12 protein-coding genes are annotated in these 24,080 nt (G+C 69.4%); 3 read left to right on the top strand and 9 right to left on the bottom strand.

Annotated elements, in window-relative coordinates:
* Positions 1-51 precede the first annotated feature (51 nt).
* The 4 genes from AruCF_RS09135 to AruCF_RS09150 form a co-directional block, all read right to left on the bottom strand.
* Complete coding sequence (locus tag AruCF_RS09135; RefSeq protein ID WP_083036652.1) at positions 52-750, bottom strand: glutathione S-transferase family protein; 699 nt, start codon at positions 748-750, stop codon at positions 52-54.
* 120 nt (positions 751-870) lie between these two features.
* Positions 871-1,266 carry a DUF4168 domain-containing protein gene (locus tag AruCF_RS09140; protein ID WP_054417419.1) on the bottom strand — a complete coding sequence of 132 codons (396 nt, stop codon included), beginning with the start codon at positions 1,264-1,266 and terminating at the stop codon, positions 871-873.
* Between the two features lie 196 nt (positions 1,267-1,462).
* Positions 1,463-2,644: an acetyl-CoA C-acyltransferase gene (locus AruCF_RS09145; RefSeq protein WP_054417420.1), complete on the bottom strand. Its 1,182-nt coding sequence runs from the start codon at positions 2,642-2,644 to the stop codon at positions 1,463-1,465.
* Between the two features lie 45 nt (positions 2,645-2,689).
* The gene (locus AruCF_RS09150; RefSeq protein ID WP_167385876.1) at positions 2,690-3,391 is read right to left on the bottom strand and encodes a 4'-phosphopantetheinyl transferase family protein; all 702 of its coding nucleotides are present in this window, start codon (positions 3,389-3,391) and stop codon (positions 2,690-2,692) included.
* 259 nt (positions 3,392-3,650) lie between these two features.
* Between AruCF_RS09150 and AruCF_RS09155 the strand changes: the two genes are divergently transcribed.
* On the top strand, positions 3,651-4,211 hold the full coding sequence (locus AruCF_RS09155; protein WP_006386116.1) for a LuxR family transcriptional regulator: 561 nt from the start codon (positions 3,651-3,653) through the stop codon (positions 4,209-4,211).
* A 20-nt stretch (positions 4,212-4,231) separates the two neighbouring features.
* On the opposite strand, the gene AruCF_RS09160 is transcribed toward AruCF_RS09155, so the two are convergent.
* The 5 genes from AruCF_RS09160 to AruCF_RS09180 all read right to left on the bottom strand — a co-directional run bounded on the left by AruCF_RS09160 (position 4,232) and on the right by AruCF_RS09180 (position 10,042).
* On the bottom strand, positions 4,232-5,548 hold the full coding sequence (locus AruCF_RS09160) for a TRAP transporter large permease (RefSeq protein ID WP_054417422.1): 1,317 nt from the start codon (positions 5,546-5,548) through the stop codon (positions 4,232-4,234).
* A gap of 20 nt (positions 5,549-5,568) precedes the next feature.
* On the bottom strand, positions 5,569-6,099 hold the full coding sequence (locus tag AruCF_RS09165) for a TRAP transporter small permease subunit (RefSeq protein ID WP_054417423.1): 531 nt from the start codon (positions 6,097-6,099) through the stop codon (positions 5,569-5,571).
* A 61-nt stretch (positions 6,100-6,160) separates the two neighbouring features.
* On the bottom strand, positions 6,161-7,255 hold the full coding sequence (locus AruCF_RS09170; protein WP_054417424.1) for a TRAP transporter substrate-binding protein: 1,095 nt from the start codon (positions 7,253-7,255) through the stop codon (positions 6,161-6,163).
* Positions 7,256-7,320: 65 nt separating this feature from the next.
* Positions 7,321-8,856, bottom strand: coding sequence for a class I adenylate-forming enzyme family protein (locus AruCF_RS09175; RefSeq protein ID WP_059271653.1), 1,536 nt, complete (start codon positions 8,854-8,856; stop codon positions 7,321-7,323).
* A 4-nt stretch (positions 8,857-8,860) separates the two neighbouring features.
* On the bottom strand, positions 8,861-10,042 hold the full coding sequence (locus tag AruCF_RS09180) for an acetyl-CoA acetyltransferase (protein ID WP_054417426.1): 1,182 nt from the start codon (positions 10,040-10,042) through the stop codon (positions 8,861-8,863).
* Between the two features lie 572 nt (positions 10,043-10,614).
* Between AruCF_RS09180 and AruCF_RS09185 the strand changes: the two genes are divergently transcribed.
* Complete coding sequence (locus tag AruCF_RS09185; RefSeq protein WP_254431182.1) at positions 10,615-22,653, top strand: polyketide synthase; 12,039 nt, start codon at positions 10,615-10,617, stop codon at positions 22,651-22,653.
* Positions 22,654-22,746: 93 nt separating this feature from the next.
* Positions 22,747-24,078, top strand: coding sequence for a hypothetical protein (locus AruCF_RS09190; RefSeq protein WP_063570275.1), 1,332 nt, complete (start codon positions 22,747-22,749; stop codon positions 24,076-24,078).
* Positions 24,079-24,080: the final 2 nt, after the last annotated feature.

The following is a 24,080-nucleotide window of genomic DNA, read 5'->3' on the forward strand; positions in this document are numbered from 1 at the left end:
GCGGCCCGCGCGTGACGCCCGCGTGTGCACCGGGCGCCAGTGCCGCCCCGGCTACGCCGCCGCCACGGGCGCCTGGCGCGCCAGCCCGCCATGGGCATCGAGCAGCCGCTCGCGCCACGCGGCCACCGGATCGTCGGCCGCCAGCAGTTCCAGCGCGCTGGTGCAGCGCGCCCACATGAAGAATCCGAACACCGCGTAATCCCCATAGGCCGGCTGCTGGCCGGCCAGGTACGGCTGCCGCGCCAGCATCTGGCGCAATGGCAGCAGGGAGGCGCGCAGGGCCGCCAGTTGTTCCTCCCGCAGCGCGGGCAGGTCTTCAAGCCGGCCGAAGCGCTTTTCGCGGGTGTGGCGGAAGTAGTCCTTGTCCTTGGCGTCGATCAGGGCGTGGATCTCCGGCAGCAGCAACCGCGCCAGCGTCGGCACCAGGGTGGTGTCGGCCCAGCTGTTGGCGAACAGGCTGAGCGCCCGGCCGGTATCGCCGCCGAACAGCGAGGGGCGTTCGGGGAACGTGTCTTCCAGGTAGCAGGCGATCTGCCACGAATCGCTGATCACGTGGTCGCCGTGCACCAGCACCGGCACCAGCTTCTGGCCCGAGAATTCGATCGCTTCCTTGTCGGTGAAGCGCCACGGCACGGTGTTGGCGGTCAGGCCCTTGTGGGCCAGCGCCATGTGCGTTTTCCAGCAATGCGGGCTGAAGCGCAGCGTCGGATCGGCGCCGGCCAGGTCGTACAGGGTGAGATCGGGGGTCAAGATGCCGCGCTCCTTTGGAGGGGTAGGCCCTGGGCCTGTGGACAGGTGCCTAGGATACCTCCAACGGCGGCGCGGCTGGCGCGGCGACCTCCCGGCCGGGCGGGCCGCCGCGCGCGGGGCCTACTGTACCGTCGCGCCGGCCTTGCCCATCTTCATCAGCCGTTCCTTGAGCTGCGGGTTCTGCTGCACGGCCTGGCCAATGCCGTTGAACTCCTGCACGGACAGGCCGTCGGCCTGCACCAGCTTGACCATCTTGGCATCGGCTTCCTGGATCACTTTCTGCTTTTCCGCGTCGGTCTTGGCGGCATCGACCTTGGGACGGTATTCGTCCACCACGCCCGACACCTTCTGCGACGCGGACGCGAAGCGCTGCAGTTGCTGGTCGGTGGGCTGCACCGCCGCCGGCGCCATGGGCGTCTGGCTGGCGGGCGGGGCGTTCTGCGCCAGGACGGGGGCACCGGACAGCGCGGCCGTCAACATGATGGCCGACAGGATTGCGGTTTTGGAATGCGGCATGAAACCTCCTTGTTCCGGATGAATGTCCGACCATGATGGCAATGCACCCGGGGAGGCTTCAAGTTTCGCAATGTGTTTTCCTGTGTCGGCAGGCCACGACGGGGCGGGCCGCGCACAGCAGCGCGGCGCCCGGAGGCGCCGCGGAAACGTTTACGCGCAATTCAGTGACGTCTTAAAACGGGGGCGTGACCCTTTTTTAGACCATTTCCAGCGCGATCGCCGTGGCTTCGCCGCCGCCGATGCACAGCGTGGCCACGCCGCGCTTGCCCTGGGTGGCCTTCAGGGCGCCCAGCAGCGACACCATGATGCGCGCGCCCGAGGCGCCGATGGGGTGGCCGACCGCGCAGGCGCCGCCGTGGATGTTGACCTTGTCGCGCGGGATGTCGTGTTCCTTCATGGCCGCCATGGTGACCGCGGCGAAGGCCTCGTTGATCTCGAACAGGTCGACGTCGGCGGTCTTCCAGCCGGTCTTGTCATAAAGCTTCCTGATCGCGCCCACGGGCGCGGTGGTGAACCACTCGGGTTCCTGCGCGAAGCTGGCGTGGCCCACGATACGGGCGATCGGCTTGCAGCCGAGTTTCCTGGCGGTGGATTCGCGCATCAGCACCAGCGCGGCGGCGCCGTCGGCGTTGCCGGACGAGGAGGCGGCGGTGATGGTGCCGTTGGCGGCGAAGGCGGGCTTGAGGGTCGGGATCTTCTCGACGTTGAGCTTTTGCGGGCGTTCGTCCAGCTCGATCACCGTGTCGCCCTTCTTGGACTTGATGGTGACCGGCACGGTCTCCCATTTCAGCACGCCGTCGCGCGCGGCCTGCTGCGCGCGCGACACCGATTCCACCGCGAAGGTGTCCTGCTCCTCGCGGGTGAAGCCGTACTTGGCGGCGCAGTCCTCGCCGAACGTGCCCATGGCGCGGCCCACCTGGTAGGCGTCTTCCAGGCCGTCGAGCATCATGTGGTCGTACATGGTGGCGTGGCCGGCGCGATAGCCGCCGCGCGCCTTAGTCAGCAGGTAGGGCGCGTTGGTCATGGATTCCATGCCGCCGGCCACCACCACGCCGTAGGTGTCGGCGACGATGCCGTCGTGCGCCAGCATCGCGGCCTGCATGCCCGAACCGCATACCTTGGACACCGTGATGGCGCCCACCGACGACGGGATGCCCGCCTTGATCGAGGCCTGTCGCGCCGGCGCCTGGCCCTGGCCGGCCTGCAACACGTTGCCCATCAGCACCGCGTCGACCTGATCGGGCTTGAGCCCGGCGCGCTCGAGCGCGGCGCCGATGGCGACGGCGCCCAGTTCATTGGCGGACAGTGTGGAAAATTCGCCCTGGAAGGCGGCCAGCGGGGTGCGCACGGCACTCACGATAACGATGGGATCAGACATGTGAACGCTCCTTGTCGATGGGGGACAACGTAAGGGGGAGAGGCTTCAATGACCAATTTCCAAGGCAGTATAGACGTGGCCTTGTGCGCTGCGATAGCCGCATTGGAACAGGTGACCCGGCCCGAATTCCGCCGTGGCCGCGCGCAGCAGGCGCAGTTCCAGGCGCTGCGCGGCCGGGTCGATACGGGTCAGGGTGACGTCGGGAAAATCGAACGCCACGCGGGTGAGCGGCTGCATGCATTTGTAGAACGCTTCCTTGGCCGAGAACAGCAGCGTGGCGAACTCGGCGCGGGTCAGCGCGCCGGCGTCGAACTCGCGTTCCTCCGGCCGCATGCAGACCGATTCGATGGCCTCGACCGCGGGTTCCTCGGCGATCGCCTCGATGTCGATCCCGACCGCGCGCACGTCGCGCCGCCGCGCCACTGCCACGCCCACCAGGCGCCGGCTGTGGCTGATCGAACCGACGTAGCCGTCGGGCCAGAGAGGCGAGCGGTCCGCGGCCACGCCGACCTGCGTGGCGGGCGCGCCCAGCGCGGCCAGCAATTGCGCCGCCAGTTCGCGGCCCGCCTGGAACTCCGCCTGCCGGCGTTGTCCCGGCGGCAGGCCTTCCGGCGTGATCCATGCCAGCCGCTGCGCCAGCCGTGGCGTCAGCGGCAGCGCAGGCAGCACGTCGATGCCGTCCCGGGTCATGGCGGCCCGCCAGGCGCGCGGGGCGTGAAAACGGAAGTCGCGAAGGGTTGCATGCAAGGATTGAAACGTCGTTGGAGCGCCGAGGCAAATCCGGCCGGTACACACCGGAAGAACGCGCGTGGGAACGGGGCTTTCCGGGCGGCCGGACTGCCGGGAAAACCCGTCTGAAACCGCAGGAAAAAGCCCATTCCAGGTGCCGAATGCTTCTTATACACTGGCGCCTCGAAGCCCGCACGCACAAGATGCGGGCCGCCATAAAAGCGCGGCGGATTCCGCCGCGCAACGGCAAAACCGGCACGCTATCCGGGGAGACAATATGAGTGACTTTCACCTGACATTGCTCGCCTTCAAGGAATCTCCCGCGCCGCAAGTCATCTGCAGCGCGCGCAAGATCTCGGAATGCAATCACTCCTTCGCGAATCTGTTCGGCTATACGCGCAGGGAACTGGTGGGCAAATCGATTCTGCAGCTTTATCCCTCGCTGTCCGATTTTCACCAGATCGGCCAACGCTGCCTCAAGCACCTGGAAAGCAATTGCTACTACGAAGACGAGCGCTTCATGCAGCATCGCAGCCGCGAGGTGTTCTGGGCGCGCGCGCGCGGCATCACCCTGACCCCGGAGGACCCTTTCGACCTGATGATCTGGAGCTTCGAGCGCATCGCCGAAAACTGCCTGCGCACGGCCAACCTGACGCGACGCGAGCGCGAAATCTCCGCGTACGTGGCCAACGGCCTGAGCTGTAAGGAGATCGCCATGCGGCTGGACATCTCCTACCGCACGGTAGAGGTGCATCGCGCCCGCATCATGCGCAAGCTGGACGCCAAGAACACCGCCGAGCTGGTATCCAAGATCATCCTGGTCGACAACATGGCCTGACCGGCGCCGCGCGTCCCGCTTCATTTTCCGAGCATCATCTCAGGCAGGATCGTGACGATGACCGGGAAGAAGAACAGGATCAGCGTGGTGACCACCTCCATGATGACGAACCACCAGGCGCCGTGGAAGATGCGCGTCAACGGCGTCTGGCGGTCGATGCCCGCGATGACGAACACATTCAGCCCGACCGGCGGCGTGATCAGGCCGATTTCGCACATCTTCACGGCCAGGATGCCGAACCAGATCGGGTCGAAGCCGAGCGACACCACCGTGGGGAACATGATCGGCAGCGTGATCACCAGCATCGAGAAGGCATCCAGGAACATGCCGAGCGGGAAGTAGGCCAGCAGCATCAGCCCCACCACCAGCAGCGGCGGGATGTCCGAGGAGACGATCACCTCGGCGATCTGCTGCGGGATCTGCACCAGGCTCAGGAACAGGCTGAAGATGCCCGCGCCCAGCATGGTGAACAGGATCATCACGGTGGTGGTGACGGCGTTGCGCAGGCTCTCGACCAGCTTGGCGCCCAGCTCGCCGCGCGCCTGCCGCGCGCACAGCAGCATGATGAACGCGGCGCATGCGCCGACCGCGGCGGCCTCGGTCGCCGTGACGAAACCCAGGTAGATGCCGCCCAGCACGATCACGAACAGCACCAGCACCTGCCAGCCGTTGCGGACCGAGGCCACGCGCTCGCGCCAGGGACTCTTGGGCAGCACCGTGGCCGCCATCTGCGGCGAGGCGCTGATGACGCGGATGCCCAGGATGAACACCAGCGTCGACAGCAGGCCCGGCAGCACGCCGGCCACCAGCATCTTGCCGGCCGAGACCTCGGTCAACGCCGCGTAGAAGATCAGCAGCACGCTGGGCGGGATCAGCACCCCCAGCACGCCGCCGGCCGCCACCGCGCCGGCCGACAGGCGCGGGTCGTAGCCGGCCCGCTTCATCTCGGGAATGGCGACGGCGCCCACGGTCGCGGCGGTGGCCACGCTGGAGCCCGAGGTGGCGGCGAAGCCGGCGCAGGTCAGCACGCTGGCGATGGCCAGCCCGCCCGGCATGTGGCCGACCCATTTGCGCGCCACGTCGAACAGCTTGCGTCCCACCCCCGCGTGATGGGCGAAGGCGCCCATCAGGATGAACAGCGGAATGACGGTCAGCAGGTACGAGGCCGACTGCGCGTAGGAATAGGATTTGAGCCGGTTCAGCACGAAGGCGCTGTCTTCGACCAGGATCAGGCCGGTGATGCCCGCCAGCGCCAGCGCGGCGAACACCGGCGCGCCCAGCAGCAGGAACACGAAGATCAGGCCGGTGGCGATCAGCGTTATGGTGACGTCGTCCATGGAGGGGATCCCGGAAAGGGTCAGTGCGAGGCCAGCGCCGGCGTGGCGCGGGCGGCGGGTTCGGCGCGGCACAGGCTGCAGCCGGCCTGCGCCAGCATCTGCAGCGCGCCGAACCACAGGCCGATGGCGACGATGGCCTTGGTCCACCAGACCGGCACTTCGACGTAGCCCCAGCGGAACTCGCGGATCTCGATCGATTCCAGCGCCTCGCCGCTGGCGGGGTAGGCCAGCATGGCCAGCACCGCGGCGGCGGCCAGCCAGGCCAGCGCGTCCATCCACTGCGCCACGCGCGGCGGTACCTTCTTATGCAGCAGCGTGACGCGGATGTGGGCATCGTCCATCTGCGTCCAGCCCAGGCCGAAGAACACGATCACCACCAGGCTCAGTTCGGACATCTCGAACAGTCCGGGGATGGAATGGCCGTAGAGGGCCCGCACGATGGCATCGAGCGTGATGCCGAACATCAGGAACAGCAGGAACAGCGTGGCGATGGCGCCGAACAGGTTGGAGAGGGCGCGCAACGCCGCGCCCAGGCGGGAGGAGTAGTCCATGGATGTTCTGCCGGTGGGCGGCCCGGCGCGCTGGCCGGGCCGCGGGGGAAGGAAACCGCCCTCAGGCCTCGGCGGCCAGTTCGTCGAAGCGTTTCAAGCTGCCCTGCTTGTCGTACTTGGCGATGGCGTTGTTCACCAGCGTCTGCATCGCCAGTCCGTCCAGCCCGGCGGGCCTGGCCACCCGATCCACCCAGCCGTCGGTCTGCGCCGGCTGCACCAGGCCGCGCGCCTGGTCCTTCTCGGCCTGCGGCAGCGACGAGAACTTCGTGCCCTCGGCCTTGGCGGTCTTGACGTACTGGCGCGCGGCCGCCTCGTAGATGCGGGCGTATTCGCCGCCGTAGATTTCGCTGACGATCTGGTCGCTGACCTGCTTGACCGGATCGGGGAAGTTGTTCCACACGCGGGCGTTGATAATGGTCGCGGCCGGGCCGTGCGGGCCGTCGCCTATATCGGTGAAGTACGGCGCGATCTCGTGCAGCTTGTAGGCCACGGCGGTAATGAAGTCGAAACCGTAGACGCCGTCCAGCACGCCGCGTTCCAGCGCGGTGTAGACCTCGGGCGCGGCCATCGGCACGGCGGTGCCGCCCAGCCGCTCGATGACCTCGTTGGCGGCGCCGTAGCCGCGGATGCGCTTGCCGCGGATGTCCGCGATCGAATTGATCGGCTGGCGCGTCACCAGCGGCGCGTAGTACCAGTTGGTCCAGTACAGCACCTTGCTGTTGTAGCGGCGTTCCCATTCGTCGCGCAGCGGCTGGTATTCGGCGTAGACATCCCGGCACAGCCATTGCAGCGCGTCCGAGCGGTGCATGCGGTAGTACCAGTCCAGCCCGCGTGTCACGGGCAATTGCGACTGGTAGTAGCCCGGCGAGATCAACGACATTTCCGAGGTGCCGTCGCGCACGGCGGACAGGTGCTCGCCGACCTTGTTCAGGGATTGGGCCCAGTAGCGCCGCACCTTGACCGCGCCGTTGGTGCGGGTTTCGAGCTGCTTCAGGTACCACTCGTCCAGCCGCGACGGGCCCGAGGTTTCGCTGATGTAGCTGTCGAACTTCAGGGTGACCGGCCTGGCCGCGGCGGCCGCGCGACCGGTCCAGATGGCCGGGGCCGAGGCGCCGGCCAGCAGGCTGGCGGCCTTGATGAAATCGCGTCTTCTCATGCTCTCCTCCTTGGGGGATTCCGGCTTCTGATGCGCCGGTTCATTGGCACGGCCTGGCAACAACCCTAGCCGGTGGATTCGGCACCGCGCAGTGCTTCGCGCAATGCGGTCTTGAGAATCTTGCCGTAGCTGTTCTTGGGCAGCTCTTCATGGAACACATAGCGCTTGGGCTTCTTGAACGAGGCGATCTCCCCGCGGCACCAGGCGTCCAGTTCCTCGGGAATCAGGGTGGCGCCCGGGCGCTTCACCACGAACGCCACCACTTCCTCGCCCCATTGCGCGCTGGGGGCGCCGACCACCGCCACCTCGCGCACGCCGGGGTGGCGCGCCAGCGCTTCCTCGACCTCGCGCGGGTAGATGTTGGAGCCGCCCGAGATGATCACGTCCTTGCTGCGGTCGGTCAGCGTCAGGAAGCCGCAAGGGTCCAGCCGGCCGATGTCGCCGGTGCGCAGCCAGCCATCCACCAGCGTTTCGGCGGTGGCGGGATCGTTGCGCCAGTAGCCCTGCATCACGGCGTTGCCGCGCACCAGCACCTCGCCCTCGGTACAGTGGGGCACCGCGCGCAGCGCGGCGTCGACCACGCGCAGTTCCATGCAGCTTTGCGCGGTGCCGACCGAGGCCAGCCGCGCCGCGCGCTCGGGATGGGCGGCGTCGGCGATGACGTCGCGCGACAGGGCAGTGATGGTCATGGGGCTTTCGCCCTGGCCATAGATCTGCACGAAGCGCTGGCCCAGCACCGCCAGGGCTTCCTCCAGGTCCGCCAGATACATCGGCGCGCCGCCGTAGATGATGGTCTTGATGCCGCGGCCGTCGCGGCCGCCGGCGCGCGCCTGTTCGACCAGGCGCTTGATCATGGTGGGCGCCGCGAAGAACGACAGCGGGCCGGTCTGTTCGGCCAGCGCCAGGATCTCGGCCGGCTCGAAGCCGCGCGACTCGGGCACGATGTGGCGCGCCGCCTTGCGCACGTACAGCACGTGGTACAGCCCGGCGCCGTGCGACATGGGCGCGGCGTACAGCATGCCGTCGCCAGGCTCCACGGTTTCCACGTCCACCGCGTAGCACAGGCCCATGGCCACCAGGTTGCGATGGCTCAGCATCACGCCCTTGGGCCGGCCGGTGGTGCCGGAGGTATAGAACAGCCAGGCCAGCGCGTCGGCGGCCAGCGCCGCGGGCGGGGCCCAGGGGCCGGGCGCCTCGCAGACCCTGGCGTAGTCGGCGCCATCGATCTCCAGGTGGCGGCAGGCCGCCGGCAGGCAGTCGGCCGGCAGGTCGTCGCGCCGGTCGGTGAAGATCACGCTGGCGTCGGCGTTGGCGGCGATCCAGCCGACCTCCTTGGGATGCAGCTTGGGGTTGATGGGGACGGCCACCGCGCCCAGCCACCAGGCTGCGTACAGCAGTTCCAGGTACTCGACGCGGTTGCGCGCGAACAGCGCCACACGGTCACCCGGGGCCAGGCCGTGTTCCTGTCGCAGCCAGGCGGCCAGGGCGGCCGCGCGGCGGGCGAAGTCGTGATAGGTGGCGTGCAGCCGCAAGCCATTGAACAGGGCCGGCCGCGCGCCATGCTCCAGCGCGGCCGCCTGCAACCAGTTGGCGATATTCATGCCGTCAGGCCCGCACGGCTTCGAGCACCGACGCGTAGTTCGCGACGGCCATGCCACCCATGTTGAACACCAGCCCGAGTTCGGCGCCGGGCCGTTGCATCTGGCCGGCGCGTCCGGTCAGCTGGCGATAGGCCAACGCGTGCATCGAGACGCCGGTGGCGCCCACCGGATGGCCCTTGGCCTTGAGCCCGCCAGACAGGTTGACGGGCAGGTCGCCGTCGCGCCGCACCGTGCCCTCGGCCAGCACGCGATGGCCTTCGCCCGGCGCGGCCAGGCCCATGGCCTCGTAGATCAGCAGTTCGGCGATGGTGAAGCAATCGTGCACCTCGGCGAAATCCAGGTCCTGCAACTGCACGCCGGCATCCGAATAGGCGCGTTGCATGGCGCGGTGGGGACCCTCGAACGCCAGCAGGTCGCGGCCCTCCAGCGGCAGCATGTCATTGACCTGGGTGGCGGCGCGAAAGCGCACCTGGCGCGCATAGCGCGGCGCGCGCCGCTCGCAGGTCAGGATGACGGCGGCGGCGCCGTCGCTGATGGGCGAGCAGTCGGTCATGCGCAGCGGCGACGCGATCATCGGATTGCGTTCCGAGATGGTGTTGCAGAAGTCGGCGTCCAGTTCGCGCCGCAGCTGCGCCAGCGGATTGCGCAGGGCGTTGGCGTGGTTCTTGGCGGCAATGGCGGCCATGACCGGCAGCGGGTCGTCGTAGCGGTCGGCGTATTGCTCGGCCAGGCGCGCGAACTGCTGTGGAAAGCTCATGGCGCTTTCGCGCGGATCGTTCTTGTAGCCAGCGCAGGCCAGCGCCTCGGTCACTTCCGGCGTGGTGCGCGAGGTCATCTTCTCGACGCCGATCACCAGCACGGTGCCGGCCGCGCCCGACTGGATGGCGCGCAGGCCGGCATGGATCGCGGCCGAGCCCGAGGCACAGGCGTTCTCGCAACGGGTCGCGGGCTTGAAGCGCAGCGCCGGGTGCGCCTGGTGCACCAGCGAGGCGGGGAAGGCATCGGGCACCAGCCCCGCGTTGAAATGCCCCAGGAAGATCGCGTCGATCTCGGCCGGATCCACGCCGGCGTCTTCGATCGCCTCGTTGGCCGCCATCACGATGAGTTGCTCAAGATTCAGAGCGTCCAATTTGCCGAACGGCGTATGGCCGCTGCCCACGATCGAAACGCCCGAATGATCGAACATGTCCCTCTCCCCATGCACGGTGATGTGCGGCGGTGGTGTGCTTGTGCGAATCAAGTGTAGGACTGCCCCAATACGTATCTCTATACGTGCATCCACGTACGCGAATACGTAGTGCGGCGTGGCTCGCGGGGACCCGTACGTACCGCGATCGCTGCGCCCGGCGCGCCGCGAACGCGCCGCGCCGAGGCCGCCGCATGACGCGCGAAATACGACGAAGACGCCCGTATTCAGGGGCTTGCGGACATGTTCACCTGTGTTCGATACGGCGTTTGACGCGGGCAACCGCAAGGCGCCGAGATGCGCGCTTTTGCTCGAAAAAATGGGGGTGTACGTACGTGTTCGGCGGCAGTGACGCGTCTGGAATTTTCAAATCATCTGTATAAGAATTCGTCGACGCGAGCATGCGGGCGGCAGGCAACGCATTAGAAAAAAACGTGCTGCCGCCAGGGTCAGAATGTCTTTCATAGGAAGAACAGATCATGACGGGTTTCGTATCGCTTTTGGTTGGAGACGGCAGTGTCCTGGTTCGTTGCGGCGAACTGCTGATGGCAAAGGGACATCGCATACAGGCAGTGATTTCCACGGATTTGACCGTGCGCGCGTGGGCCGCCAAGGCCGGCATCCCGCAGTACGCCCTGGACGATGCGGTCAAGCCGGAATCCCGGCTGTCGGCCGACATTCTCTTCAGTATCGGCAATTACTCGGTGATCCCGGACGCGCTGCTCGAGCGCGTGCGGCGCATGAGTATCAACTACCACTATGGCCCGCTGCCGGAATACTCGGGCCTGCACGTGCCGGCCTGGGCGGTATACGACCGCGCCACCGATTACGCCATCACCTGGCATCGCATCGGCGAGATCATCGACGGCGGCGGCATCCTCAAGCGCGTCGCCGTGCCGATCGAGTCGACCGACACGGCCCTGTCGCTGGGCCTGAAGTGCGATGAGACCGCCATCCAGAGCTTCGGCGCGCTGGTCGACGAGCTGGCCGCCGGCCGCGAAAGCGAGACGCCGCAGGACCTGTCCCGGCGCCGCTATTTTTCGCGCCATTCGCAGTTCTCGGCCGAAGGCCTGATCGACTGGCACCAGGACGCCGAGCAGATCGCCGCCATGGTGCGCGCCACCGACCACGGACCCTTCAGCAGCCCGCTGGTGTGGCCCAAGGCGCTGATCGACGGCCGCGTGCTGGCCGTGCGCAAGGTCAGCATCGAGGCGCGCGCCGCGGGCGCGGCGCCGGGCGACGTGGTGGCGGCCGACGCGTTCGGCGCCAGCATCGCCACGGGTAACCGCGCGCTGCGCCTGGAGGCGCTGTGCACCCTGGAAGGCGAGGACGTCGCGATTGCCGATCTGGTCAGCGCCGGCAGTCTGCAGGCCGGCGCGCGCCTGGCCTCGGTGGGCGAGCAGGCCCGCGCCCAGGTCACCGCCGCCGGCACCGCCGCGTCCGCGTCGACCGCCTACTGGCGCGGCCAATGGGCCGCCTGGCAGCCGTATCGCCTGCCCTACGCGCGGCCGGCGACCGCCGACGGCAACACGGCGCCGATCGTGGGCAAGCTGCCCGCCGCGCCGCGGGGCGCCGGGCGCGAGCAGGCATACGTGGAGCAGGCCGTGGGCGGCCTGTGCACCTTCCTGGCGCGCGCGTCGGGCGTGGCCGAGGTCCATCTGGCGGTGGCGTTGCCGCGCGCCGAGGTGGAGCCGGAGTGCCGCGATGTGTTCTGCGCCTGGGCGCCGGTGCTGGCGCGGCTGGACGCGGCGGCGCCGCTGTCGCGCAATCTGGAGGCCGTGGCCGAGGCCCTGGGCCGGGCGCGCGAGCATGGCCTGATCCGGCGCGACCTGATCGGCCGCGACGCCACGCTTGCCGCGCGCCATGCGCGCGGCGAATTGACGCCGGACGTGCTGGTGTCCAGCCAGGTGCCGGCCGCCCATGCGGTGGACGAGGATCGTCCGGCGCTGGAATTCGTGCTGCTGGCTGGCAGTGAAGCCTTCGAACTGCACTTCAACCCGCGCAAGATCACGCGCCGCGCCGCGGCCCAGCTGGCCGCGCAGGTGGCGGACTGGTGCCGCCGCCTGCCGGCGTCGGCCGACCGCAAGCTGGGCGAGGTCGAGGCGCTGTCGGCGGGCGAACGGCAATCGCTGGTGGAGCAGTTCAACGCCACCGGCGACGCCGCCACGCTGGGCGCCGTGGTGCATGAACTGTTCGAGCATGCCGCCGCCCAGCACGCGGGCAGGGTGGCGCTGCGCTGCGCCGACCAGGCCATGTCGTACGGCGAACTGAACGCCGCCGCCAATCGCGTGGCTGGCGTGCTGCGCGGCAAGGGCATCGGCCGGGGCCAACGGGTGGGCGTATGCCTGGACCGTTCCATCGACATGGTGGTGGCGCTGCTGGCCGTGCTGAAGACGGGCGCCGCCTATGTGCCGGTCGACATGGCGTTCCCGGCCGAACGCATCCGCCAGATGCTGGAAGCCGCCCAGCCGGCGCTGCTGATCGCGCCGCCGGCGGCGCGCGACGGCAGCCTGAGCGCCTGGGCCGAACGCTGCCTGGACCTGGGCGCGGCGCTGGCCCTGGCCGGCGACGACGGCGACAACGTGCCGGGCGCGGCGCAGGCCGACGACCTGGCCTACGTCATCTTCACCTCCGGTTCCACCGGCAAGCCCAAGGGCGTCGAAGTGACCCATGGCGCGCTCGGCAACTTCCTGCTGTCGATGCGCGCCACGCCGGGCTGCGAGGCCGGCGACAGCCTGCTGGCCGTCACCACGATCTCCTTCGACATCGCGGCGCTGGAGCTGTTCCTGCCGCTGATCAGCGGCGCCAGCGTGGTGATCGCGCGCCAGCAGGAAAGCCTGGATGGCCAGACGCTGCTGGATCTGATGCGCCGCCATGCCGTCACCATGATGCAGGCCACGCCCACCACCTGGCAGCTGTTGCTGCAATCGGGCTGGCCGCGCGCCGTGTCGCTCAAGCGCCTGCTGTGCGGCGGCGAAGCGCTGCCGCGCGCGTTGGCCGATGAGCTGCTGGCGCGCGCCGAGTCGGTGTGGAACATGTATGGCCCGACCGAGACCACCGTCTGGTCCAGCGTCTGGCAGGTGCGGCCGGGCGAGGACATCGTCATCGGCCAGCCCATCGCCAACACCCAGCTATACGTGCTGGACGCCAACCTGGCGCCGGTGCCGGCCGGCTTTGCCGGCGAGCTGTGCATCGGCGGCGCCGGCGTGGCGCGCGGCTACCACAAGGACCCGGCGCAGACGGCGGCGCAGTTCGGCGCCAATCCGTTCGCGCCCGGCGCCCTGTACCGCACCGGCGACCTGGCCTGCTTCAAGGAGCCGGGCAAGCTGGTGGTGCTGGGCCGCAACGACGGCCAGATCAAGCTGCGGGGCTTTCGCATCGAACTGGGCGAAGTCGAGGCCGCCGTGGCCAGCCACGAAGACATCGGCCGCGCCGTGGTGGTGGGCCGCAACGACCAGTTGGTCGCCTACTGCCTGCGCAACAGCGCGCCGGCCAGCGCCGCGCAGGACCGCCGCGCCGAGACCACCGCCGTGACCGAATGGCGCGACGTCTGGGACCGGGCCTACGAGCCCGGCGCGGCCGATCCCACCTTCAACACCGCCGGCTGGCACAACAGCTACGACGGCCTGCCGTTCGCCGCCGACGAAATGCGCGACTGGCAGCAACGCACCGTCGACCGCATCCTGGCCACCGGCCCCGAGCGCGTCTTCGAAATCGGCTCGGGCACCGGCCTGGTGCTGTTCGGCGTCGCGCCCAAGGTCGCGCAGTACCGCGCCATCGACGCCTCCAGCCAGGCGGTCGAACAGATCAACCGGCACCTGGGCGGCCTGCCGCAGGCCTCGTGCGAACACCGCCTGGCCAACGATCTGCCGGAGGTGGAACCGGGCAGCTTCGACACCGTGGTCATCAACTCGGTGGCGCAGTACTTCCCCAGCGCCGGCTATCTGCTGTCGGTGCTGGATTGGGCCACGGAGGCCGTGACCGAAGGCCGCATCTTTGTGGGCGACGTGCGCGACCTGGCGCTGCTGGAGGCGTTCCACGCCGACGTGGCGAACTTCCAGGGCCTGTGCAGCCTGTCGGCCGACGAACTGCGCCGGCGCACGCAACGCGGCCTGCGCGCGGAACGCGAGCTGGTGCTGGCGCCTGAATTCTTCGCCAACCTGCCGGCGCTGTATCCGCGGATCTCGCGCGTCGAGATCCTGCTGCGCGACGGGGCCTACGTCAACGAGATGTCGCGCTTTCGCTTCGACGTCATCCTGCATGTCGGGGCGCCGGCCGCCGGCCGCGCCAGGCCGCAACGCCTGGCCGCGCTCGACTGGCGCGGCGACGGGCTCGACCTGGCGGCGCTGGCCAGCAGCCTGAAGGCGGGCGGCAAGCCGCTGGCCATCGCCAATATTCCCAATGGCCGGCTGGCCGACGTGCACCAGCGCGTCGGCCACGTGCTGGAGGCCAAGGCCACGGCCGAACCGGGCCAGTGGGTCGATCCGCGCGACCTGGCGCAGGCCGCCGAGGCGGCGGGCTACCGCATGGCCATGCTGCCGAGCCGCTCGCGCGACATCTGGGCCTTCGACGCGGTGTTCTGGCCGGCCGGCGAGCAGCCCGACCTGACCTGGCAGGCGCCGCAGGCCGTCGATCGCGCGGCGCTGTCGCGCTTGGCCAACCAGCCCGCCGCCGGCGCGCCGCCGCGTCCCGCGCTGCAACGCGTGCTGCGGCCCTGGCTGGAGGCGCGCCTGCCGGGCTACATGATTCCGGACTTCTTCGTCGAACTGGATGAATTCCCGCTGACGCCGAACGGCAAGATCGACCGCAAGGCGCTGCCCGAACCCACCGAGGTGATGCTGGAGCCGGCGGTGCAGCCCACCAACGAGCTGGAACAGCAATTGCAGGCAGTGTGGGCCGAGGTACTGGGCCACGACCGCATCGGCATCCACGACAGCTTCTTCAAGATCGGCGGCAACTCGCTGCGGGTGGTGCGGGTGCAGGCCGAGCTGCAGAAGCTGCTGGGCCGCAACGTGTCCACTTCCACGTTGTACGAGCACTTCACCATCAAGGACCTGGCCGCCCACCTGGCCGGCAACAAGAAGGCGGTGCTGAACACGCCCAAGCGCCGCAATGCGCTGGCCGACGAGCCCATCGCCATCGTCTCGATGGCCTGCCGTCTGCCGGGCAACGTCAACAGCCCCGAAGACCTGTGGAACCTGCTGGAGCGCGGCGGCGACGGCATCGTCGAAGTGCCCAGGGAACGTTGGGACGCGGCGGCCATCTATGATGCCGACCCGGACGCGCGCGGCAAGTCGTACTGCATGCGCGGCGGCTTCGTGACGCCGATCGACCTGTTCGACGCGCCATTCTTCGGCATTTCGCCGCGCGAGGCGCGCGCGCTCGATCCGGCGCAGCGCATGATGCTGGAAGTCACCTCCGAGGCGATCGAGCAGGCCGGCTATTCGATGGACCAGCTGCGCGGCAGCCAGACCGGCGTGTTCGTCGGCATCGGCAAGGGCTACCACGAGTACGGCCTGGCGCTGGCCGGCGGCCTGGCCGACCTGGACGGCTACGTTGGCACCGGTTCGGCCGGCAGCACCATGTCCGGCCGGGTCTCGTACGTGCTGGGCCTGGAGGGACCGAGCATGACGGTGGACACCGCCTGCTCGTCGTCGCTGGTGACCACGCACCTGGCCTGCAATGCCTTGCGCCAGGGCGAATGCGACCTGGCGGTGGCGGCTGGCGTGACGCTGATGCTGTCGCCCGACCTGCATGTGGAATTCAGCCGCCTGCGCGGCATGTCGCCGGACGGCCGCTGCAAGTCGTTCTCGTCCAGCACCGACGGCACCGGCTGGAGCGAAGGCGCCGCCGTGGTGGTGCTCAAGCGCCTGTCGGACGCGCAGCGCGACGGCGATCCGATTCTGGCCGTCCTGCGCGGCACCGCGGTCAACCACGCCGGCCACAGCGCCAGCCTGACCACGCCCAGCGGCCCGGCGCAGCAGCGCGTGATCCGCCAGGCGCTGGCCATGTCGGGATTGCAGCCTTCCGACATCGATTACCTGGAGGCCCATGGCACCGGCACCAAGCTGGGCGACCCGATCGAGGGCAACGGCCTGGCGGCGGTGTTCGGCGGCAGCCATACGCCCGAGCGGCCGTTGTGGGTCGGCTCGGTCAAGTCCAACCTGGGCCACACGCAGGCCGCGGCCGGCCTGGCGGGCGTCATGAAGACGGTGCTGGCCATGCACCACGACAAGCTGCCCATCACGCTGCACGTGGTCGAGCCGACCCCGGCGGTGGACTGGGCCGCGGCGCAGATGGCGCTGGTGCAGCAGGAGCAGCCGTGGCCGGCGGGCGAGCGCCCGCGCCGCGCCGGCGTCAGCTCATTCGGCATCGGCGGCACCAACGCCCATGTCATCGTGGAGGAACCGCCCAAGCCGGCTGCGCCGGCCCGCGCCGCCAAGCCGGCGGCCGCGCCCGAGTCGCTGCCGTTCGTGCTGTCGGCCTTCACCGTGCCGGCGTTGCGGGCGCAGGCCGACAAGCTGCACCTGCACATGGGCATGAACATCCAGGACCGCTTCCTGGACGTGGCCTATTCGCTGGCCACCACCCGCACCCACTTCCGCAAGCGCCTGGTGGTGTTCGCCAAGGGCAAGTCCGACCTGCTCGACGCGCTGGCCTCGTACGCCCGCACCGGCGAGGTGCCAGCGGGCGCGGTCAGCATGGTCGATGACCGCGACCGCGAATGCCGCCTGGCCCTGCTGTTCACCGGCCAGGGCAGCCAGCTGCCGCGCATGGGCCACGGCCTGTACCAGTCCAACCCGGTGTTCCGCCAGGCGCTGGACGACATCGCGCAGCGCTTCACCACGCTGGAAAAACCGCTGCTGGAGGTGATGTTCGCCGAGGCCGGCAGCGCCGAGGCCGCCTTGCTCAACCGCACCGATTTCACCCAGCCGGCCCTGTTCGCGCTGGAAGTGGCGTTGTGGCGGGTGTGGGAAAGCTGGGGCGTGCAGCCCGAGCTGCTGTTGGGCCACAGCATCGGCGAGATCGCCGCGGCCCATGCCGCCGGCGTGTTCGACCTGGACGACGCCTGCCGCCTGGTGGCCGCGCGCGGCCGCCTGATGCAGGCCTTGCCGGCCGGTGGCGGCATGGCCTCGCTGGAAGCCAGCGCGGCCGAGGTCGAGGCCGCCCTGGCCGCGCTCGGCCTGGCCGCGCAGGTGTCGCTGGCGGGCCTGAACGCGCCGCAGCAGACGGTGGTGTCCGGCGACCTGGCCAGCATCGAGCAGGTGGTGGCGCATTTCAAGCAGCAACAGCGCAAGGCCAAGCGGCTGGAGGTCTCGCACGCGTTCCACTCGCATCTGCTGGAGCCGATGCTGGGCGCCTTCCGCCAGGTGGCGCAGTCGCTCGACTACGCCGCGCCGAAGCTGGCCCTGGTCAGCAGCCTGACCGGCGAGCTGGCCAAGCGCGGCGAGATGACCCAGCCGGAATACTGGGTGCAGCAGGCGCGCCAGGCGGTGCGCTTCAACGCCGGCATGCGCACGCTCTACCAGCAGGGCATCAATACCTTCCTGGAACTGGGACCGCAGCCGGTGCTGTCCGGCATGGGCGCGGCCTGCCTGGCCGATGACGGCCCGGTGACCTGGGTGGCCTCGCTCAATCCGGCCAAGGACGAGACCCAGACCTTGCAGAACGGCCTGGCCGAGCTGCACGTGCTGGGCGCGGCGGTGAACTGGCGCGGCTTCTTCGCCCCGTATGGCGGCGAGCGGGTCAAGCTGCCCACCTACGCCTTCCAGCGCGAGCGCTACTGGCTCGAACCCATGCCCACGCGCACGGTCGGCGCCGGCCTGAACGACGCCAACCACCAGTTGCTGGGCGGCGGCGTGCAGATCGCCGGCACCGACATGACGATGTTCACGACCGTGGTGGCGGCCGACGAGCCGGCCTGGGTGCGGGAGCACCAGGTGATGGACGCGGTGCTGATGCCGGGCACGGCGTTCTTCGAGGCCATGCGCGCCGCGGGCCGGCAGGTCAAGGGCCAGTGGGACCTGGCCGACGTGATCATCCTGGCGCCGATGGTGCTGGCGCCCGGGGTGTCGCTGCGCATGCAGATCACCGTGGGCGCGGAATCGGGCGGCGCCCGCACGGTGCACGTCTACAGCGCGCCGGAATCGGACGAGGACGGCGAATGGCAGTTGCACGCCGAAGGCAAGCTGGCGCCGGCCCAGGCCGCGCGCCAGGACTCGGTCGAGCTGCCGCCGCCGGACGGCGATCCGATCGACGTGACCGCGCTCTACCAGGACCTGCATGAACTGGGCTACGGCTACGGCCCGACGTTCCAGGGCATCAATGCCGCCTGGCACGTGGACGGCGACGTCTGGGCGCGGGTGGCGCTGCCGGAAGCGGCCGCGTCGTCGGCGATCCGCTACGGCCTGCATCCCGCGCTGCTGGACGCCTCGATGCACTCGCTGCTGCTGACCCAGCGCCTGAAGGCGCAGGTGGGCGACGACGTGTTCGTGCCGTTCGAGGCCGAACGCCTGTCGGTCTGGAAGGACGGACTGGCCGAGGTCTGGGTCAAAGTGGCGGATTTCGAACTGGGCGAGGGCGAGTTCTGGGCCTCGCTGGACCTGTACGACACCAATGGCGAACACGTGGGCCGACTGCAGCGCCTGCATGCGCGCCGCATCGACCGCGCGGCGCTGCGGCGGCTGGCGGCGGCCGGGGTCGACCGCTTCCTGTTCCGCACGGAATGGCAGCCGGTCGAGGCGCCCGAAGCCGTGTTCGGCGGCACCTGGGGCCTGATGGGAGGCAGCGGCACGCCGTGGGCCGACGCGCTGCGGTCGCGCCTCACAGAGGCCGGCGCGCAGGTGGTCGACATCGCCCAGTTGAACGAGGCCGAGGCCTGCGATGGCGTGATCCAGCTGTGGGCCGGCGACGGCGCGGTCGAGAAGACGTCGCACCGCCAGGCCGCCAGCGCGCTGGTGCAGGTGCAGGAACTGGCGCTGGCCGGCTTTACCAAGCCCGTCATCTGGGTGACGCGCGGCGCTGTGGGCACCAGCAGCGACGATCCCGTGTCCGACCTGGGCGCAAGTCCCTTGTGGGGCCTGCTGCGCACCGCGCGCAACGAGCATCCCGAACTGGCCCTGCGCATCGTCGACCTCGGCGAGACCGCGGCCGACCTGGACACGCTGGCGTCCGCGCTGGCATTGGCCGACGAGCCCGAGTGCGCGCTGCGCGGCGGCAAGCTGCTGGCGCCGCGTCTGAAGAAGGCGCCCGCCAACGCCGGCCTGGTGTTGCCGGCCGAGGGCAACTGGCGCCTGGAGATCGCCACCAAGGGCCGCCTGGACCAGCCGCTGTCGGTCAAGACGCTGGTGGACGAGCCGCTGGCGGCGGGCGAGATCCGCGCCGCGGTCAAGGCCACCGGGGTGAACTTCCTGGACGTGCTGAATGCGCTGGGGATGGTCGAAATCCCGGCCCTCGGCCTGGAGTTCGCCGGCGTGGTCACGGAAGTCGGCAGCGCCGTCAAGCACCTCAAGCCGGGCGACCCGGTGCTGGGGCTGGCGCGCGGCGCCTTCGGTTCCTCCATCGTGGTGGACGCGCGCCAGGTCGTGGCCAAGCCGGACAACCTCAGCTTTGAGGAAGCGGCCACCATCCCCATGACCTTCCTGACGGCGTGGTACGGCCTGCACGTGCTGGGCAACATGCAGCCGGGCGAGCGCGTGCTGGTGCATGCCGCGGCCGGCGGCGTCGGCATGGCGGCGGTGCAACTGGCGCTGCTGCATGGCGCCGAGGTCTACGGCACCGCCAGCGAGCCGAAGTGGCCGGCGCTGCGCAAGCTGGGGCTGGCCGATGACCACATCGGCACCTCGCGCAGCCTGGACTTCGCGCAGACCTTCGCCGAAACGGCGCCGGGCCGCGGCTTTGACATCGTGCTCAACTCGCTGGCGCGCGAGTTCATCGACGCCAGCTTCGCCATGCTCAAGCCGGGCGGGCGCTTCCTGGAGATGGGCAAGATCGACCTGCGCGACCAGGCCTGGGTCGAGGCCAACCATCCGGGGGTGACCTACCGCGTCTACAACCTGCCCGAGGCCGGCGTCGAGCGCATCCAGGAAATGCTGACTGCCATCGCCGCGCTGTTCGCCGAGGGCAAGCTCAAGCCGCTGCCGCTGCGCACCTTCCCGCTGGACAGCGCCTCCGACGCGCTGCGCTTCATCGCGCAGGCCCGCCACGTGGGCAAGGTGGTGCTGGTGCCGACGCAGCGCCGCGGCATGGTCGATCCGGACGGCGCGGTGCTGGTCACCGGCGGCCTGGGCGGGCTGGGCCGCTATGTGTCGAAGTGGCTGGTGCAGAACCACCAGGTGCGTGATCTGGTGCTGACCTCGCGCAGCGGCATGCGTTCGCCGGACGCCGAGGCCTTTGTCGCCGAACTGGCCGAACTGGGCGCCCGTGCCACCGTGGTGGCGTGCGACGCGGCCGACGCCGATGGCCTGCAACGGGTCATGGGCGAGTTCGGCGAAGACCGGCCGCTGCGCGGCGTGGTGCACGCGGCCGGGGTGCTGGACGACGGCATGCTGGCCGGCCAGACGCCGGAACGCTTCGACAACGTGTTCGCGCCCAAGGTTGACGGCGCCTGGCACTTGCATCGCCTGACGCAGGACCTGCCGCTGGACTTCTTCGTGCTGTTCTCGTCGATCTCCGGCGTGACCGGCGCGCCGGGCCAGGGCAACTACGCCGCCGCCAACACTTTCCTGGACGCGCTGGCGCACCACCGCCGCGCCAAGGGCCTGGCGGCGACCTCGGTGGCCTGGGGCGCGTGGGACGGGCAGGGCATGGCCGCGCGCCTGAGCGATGCCGACAAGACGCGCTTCAGCCGCCAGGGCATGGAAGCGCTGGGCCCGACCGAGGCGCTGGACCTGTTCGAGGCCGCCGTGATGAGCGACGCGCCGATGGCCGTGGCCGCCGCGCTCGACCTCGGCCGCCTGCAGCGCACGCTGGAGGACAACAACGGCGGCAGCGCCCCGGCGCTGTACCGTGAGCTGTTCAGTCGGGCGGCGGGCGCGCGCGGCGCGGGCGGTGGCGCGGGCGGCGGCGCCGGCCTGCGCAAGCTGCTGGTGGAAACCGCGGTCGAGCAGCGCGAGGCCGCGGTGCTGGACGCGGTGCGCGCCGAGGTGGCCAAGGCGCTGGAGTTCGCCTCGCCCGAGGACGTGGACGTCAGCCTGCCGCTGCAGGACATCGGCATCGACTCGCTCACCGCCGTGCTGCTGCGCAACCAGCTTTCGGACATGACCGGCCTGGCGCTGCCCGCCAAGATCGCTTTCGATCATCCCAACCTGCGGGCGCTGAGCCAGTTCCTGCTGGAGAAGCTGACCGAGGCGGGGCTGGACAGCCAGGAGGCCCCGGCCGAGGCCGGCGCGGCGGCGAAGGAGGCGGCCGGCGGCCGCCGCCTGGACGACCGCGTGGCGCGTCGCGGCTACCTGGAGCCGGAACTGCAGTTCGACAACGTGCTGACGATGGAGGCGGAGCCCGAAGCGGTGTTCATCACCGGCTCCACCGGCTTTGTCGGCGCCTTCCTGCTGCACGAGGCGCTGCGCGCCAACCTCATCGTCTACTGCCTGGTGCGCGCCGACGACGCCGAGAAGGCCATGGCGCGGCAGGTGGAGATCCTGCGCAAATACGATCTCTGGAAGCCGGAGTACGCGGCCCTGTTGAACCCGGTGGTGGGCGACCTGACCCAGCCGCTGTTCGGCCTGTCTGAGCACGAGTTCGACCAGTTGGCTGACCAGGTGGATGCCATCTGCCATTCGGGCGCGCTGGTCGACTGGATGCTGCCGCTGGACAACTACCTGGCGCCCAACGTGGTCGGCACGCACGAGGTGCTGCGGCTGGCCTCGCGCGGCCGCGGCAAGGCGGTGCACTTCGTCTCGACCGCCGCCACGCTGCCGCGCTACCTGGGCTACGAGGTGTCCAAGGACGAACGCGAGTACGGCTACCTCAGCTCCAAGTACATGGCCGAGCAGATGGTGGCGGCGGCGCGCTGGCGCGGGGCCAAGGCCTCGATCTACCGCCTGCCATTCGTCGGCGCCAGTTCCACCAGCGGCCATTTCCGGCTGGACCGCGGCGACTTCCTGCACAACCTGATCTCGGGCTGCATCGCCATGGGCAGTTTCCCGCTGCTGGGCTCGGACATCGGCGGCGTGCTGCCGGTGGACTACCTGGCGGGGGTCATCGCCCAGGTCATGATCCGCGACCAGGACCGCATCGGCCAGGACTACGACTTCGCCAACCCGCAGGCGCCCGGCTTCAACAGCCTGGTGCAGCACATCCGCGGCGCGGGCGCGCAGGTCGGCAGCGTGCCGTTCGAGCAGTGGCGGGAAGACGCCCTGGCGTATGCGCAGGCCAATCCCAAGAGCGCCATCGCCCGCATCGCGGCGGTGCTGGACGGCCTGGCGGTGCAGAGCGACCTGGAGCAGATGTTCGACTGCTTCCCGGTGGGCCGGCAGGTGTTCGGCGGCGAGGTCTATCCCTGCCCGCCGGTCGACGCCAGGCATGTCCAGCCCTACGTGGCGCGGATCGTGGCCGCCATGCCCGCGGCCAGGCAAGCGCAGGAGTTGTCGCCGGTATCGCAGCCGGCTTGAGCAAGTTCGACCCGTCGTCGGGGCGGCGCCATTCAGGCGCCGCCCGCCGGGCGACGTCCTCAGACCGATTCCCACGACCCGTGGAGGATGTGAATGACTACCCTCGAATTGCAAGAAAAGCCGCAGGCCGCCGCTGCCGAGTCGCAGGGCACCGGCATCTGGCAGAAGACCGGCACGTTCCTGAACGAAGCGGCCGGCGTGCATGCCCGCCACCTGGTGCGCGTGCTGGACCGCTACACCGTCGACCCGGCCGCCGTGGCTTCGCGCCTGCCGCCGAACCGCGCGCTCAACACCTGCTGCTTCTATCCCGAGCACCAGCCCACCCAGGTCATCCAGATGAACGTGGACGCCGACCTGGCCAGCAAGCTGCGGCGCGAGCTACGGCTGCAGGCCAAGGTCGCGGGCACGTTCTCGGACACCTCGGTGGGCACCTATTTCCCGCTGTCCACCATGTTCGAGAACAGCGCCCTGTTCATCCCCTCGGCCAAGCGCTTCTATGACGACAACCAGGACAAGGTCATGGAGCACTTCCCGCAGGCCGCCACCACCGTGGTCAACGCCTTCGTGGTGCCGGCGGGCAAGAAGCCCTATGGCACGCACTCGGCCAGCGGCATCGCCCTGCAGATCCCGTCGCTGGTCAAGAAGGGGCTGGGCTTTCCCAAGCACTACAAGAGCTTCCACACCGCCCTGACGCCCACCCCGATCACGCGCCAGCCGTTCGTCATCTTCGAGGACGCCGAGGTCGAGGCGCCCAACCTGAACTTCGTCTACATGAAGATGCTGGACATGGACCTGGAGCCCGAGGAAAGGGCCGCCATCGACAAGGCCCTGTACCTGTACACCGAAGGGCTGCTGTCCGAGATCGACCTGCCCACGGTGCGCGACTTCCTGATGGCCAAGTACTGGGAAAAGAAATACGCCGACAAGCCCTCGTCCGGCTGGTTCTGCGATTCCAAGGTGGGCCAGGCGCTGTTCTTCGACAACTACCGCGCCCACGCCGACAGCACCTTGCCGCAGGCCACCGAGGACCGCGTCACCATCGATTTCCGCTGCTTCTCGAAGGTGGAGTATCCGGCCGGCATGACCAGCGGCCTGGACTTCATCGTCGACCCCAAGGAGCGCGCCTACCAGACCAAGCGCAAGCGCGCCGGCATCGAATTCCTGCTGACCGCCCTGGGCTATCACGACATCGACGAATTCCTGAAGATGATCTTCGGCACGCCCTATGGCCACATCAACCCGTTCGAGCTGCTGACCGACCTGCAGTTCGGCGTCTACAACAAGACCCGCCATCATCTGCTCGACCAGAACCTGGACGCGCACTACGAGCGGGTCGAACGCCTGTACGAGCGGATCGAGCGCGATGGCGAATACGTGCTGCCCGAGCGCGCGCGCCAATGCCTGGCGGCGATGGCGGGGAGTTGACG

It is taken from the genome of Achromobacter ruhlandii (assembly GCF_002082135.1).
Lineage (GTDB): Bacteria > Pseudomonadota > Gammaproteobacteria > Burkholderiales > Burkholderiaceae_B > Achromobacter > Achromobacter ruhlandii.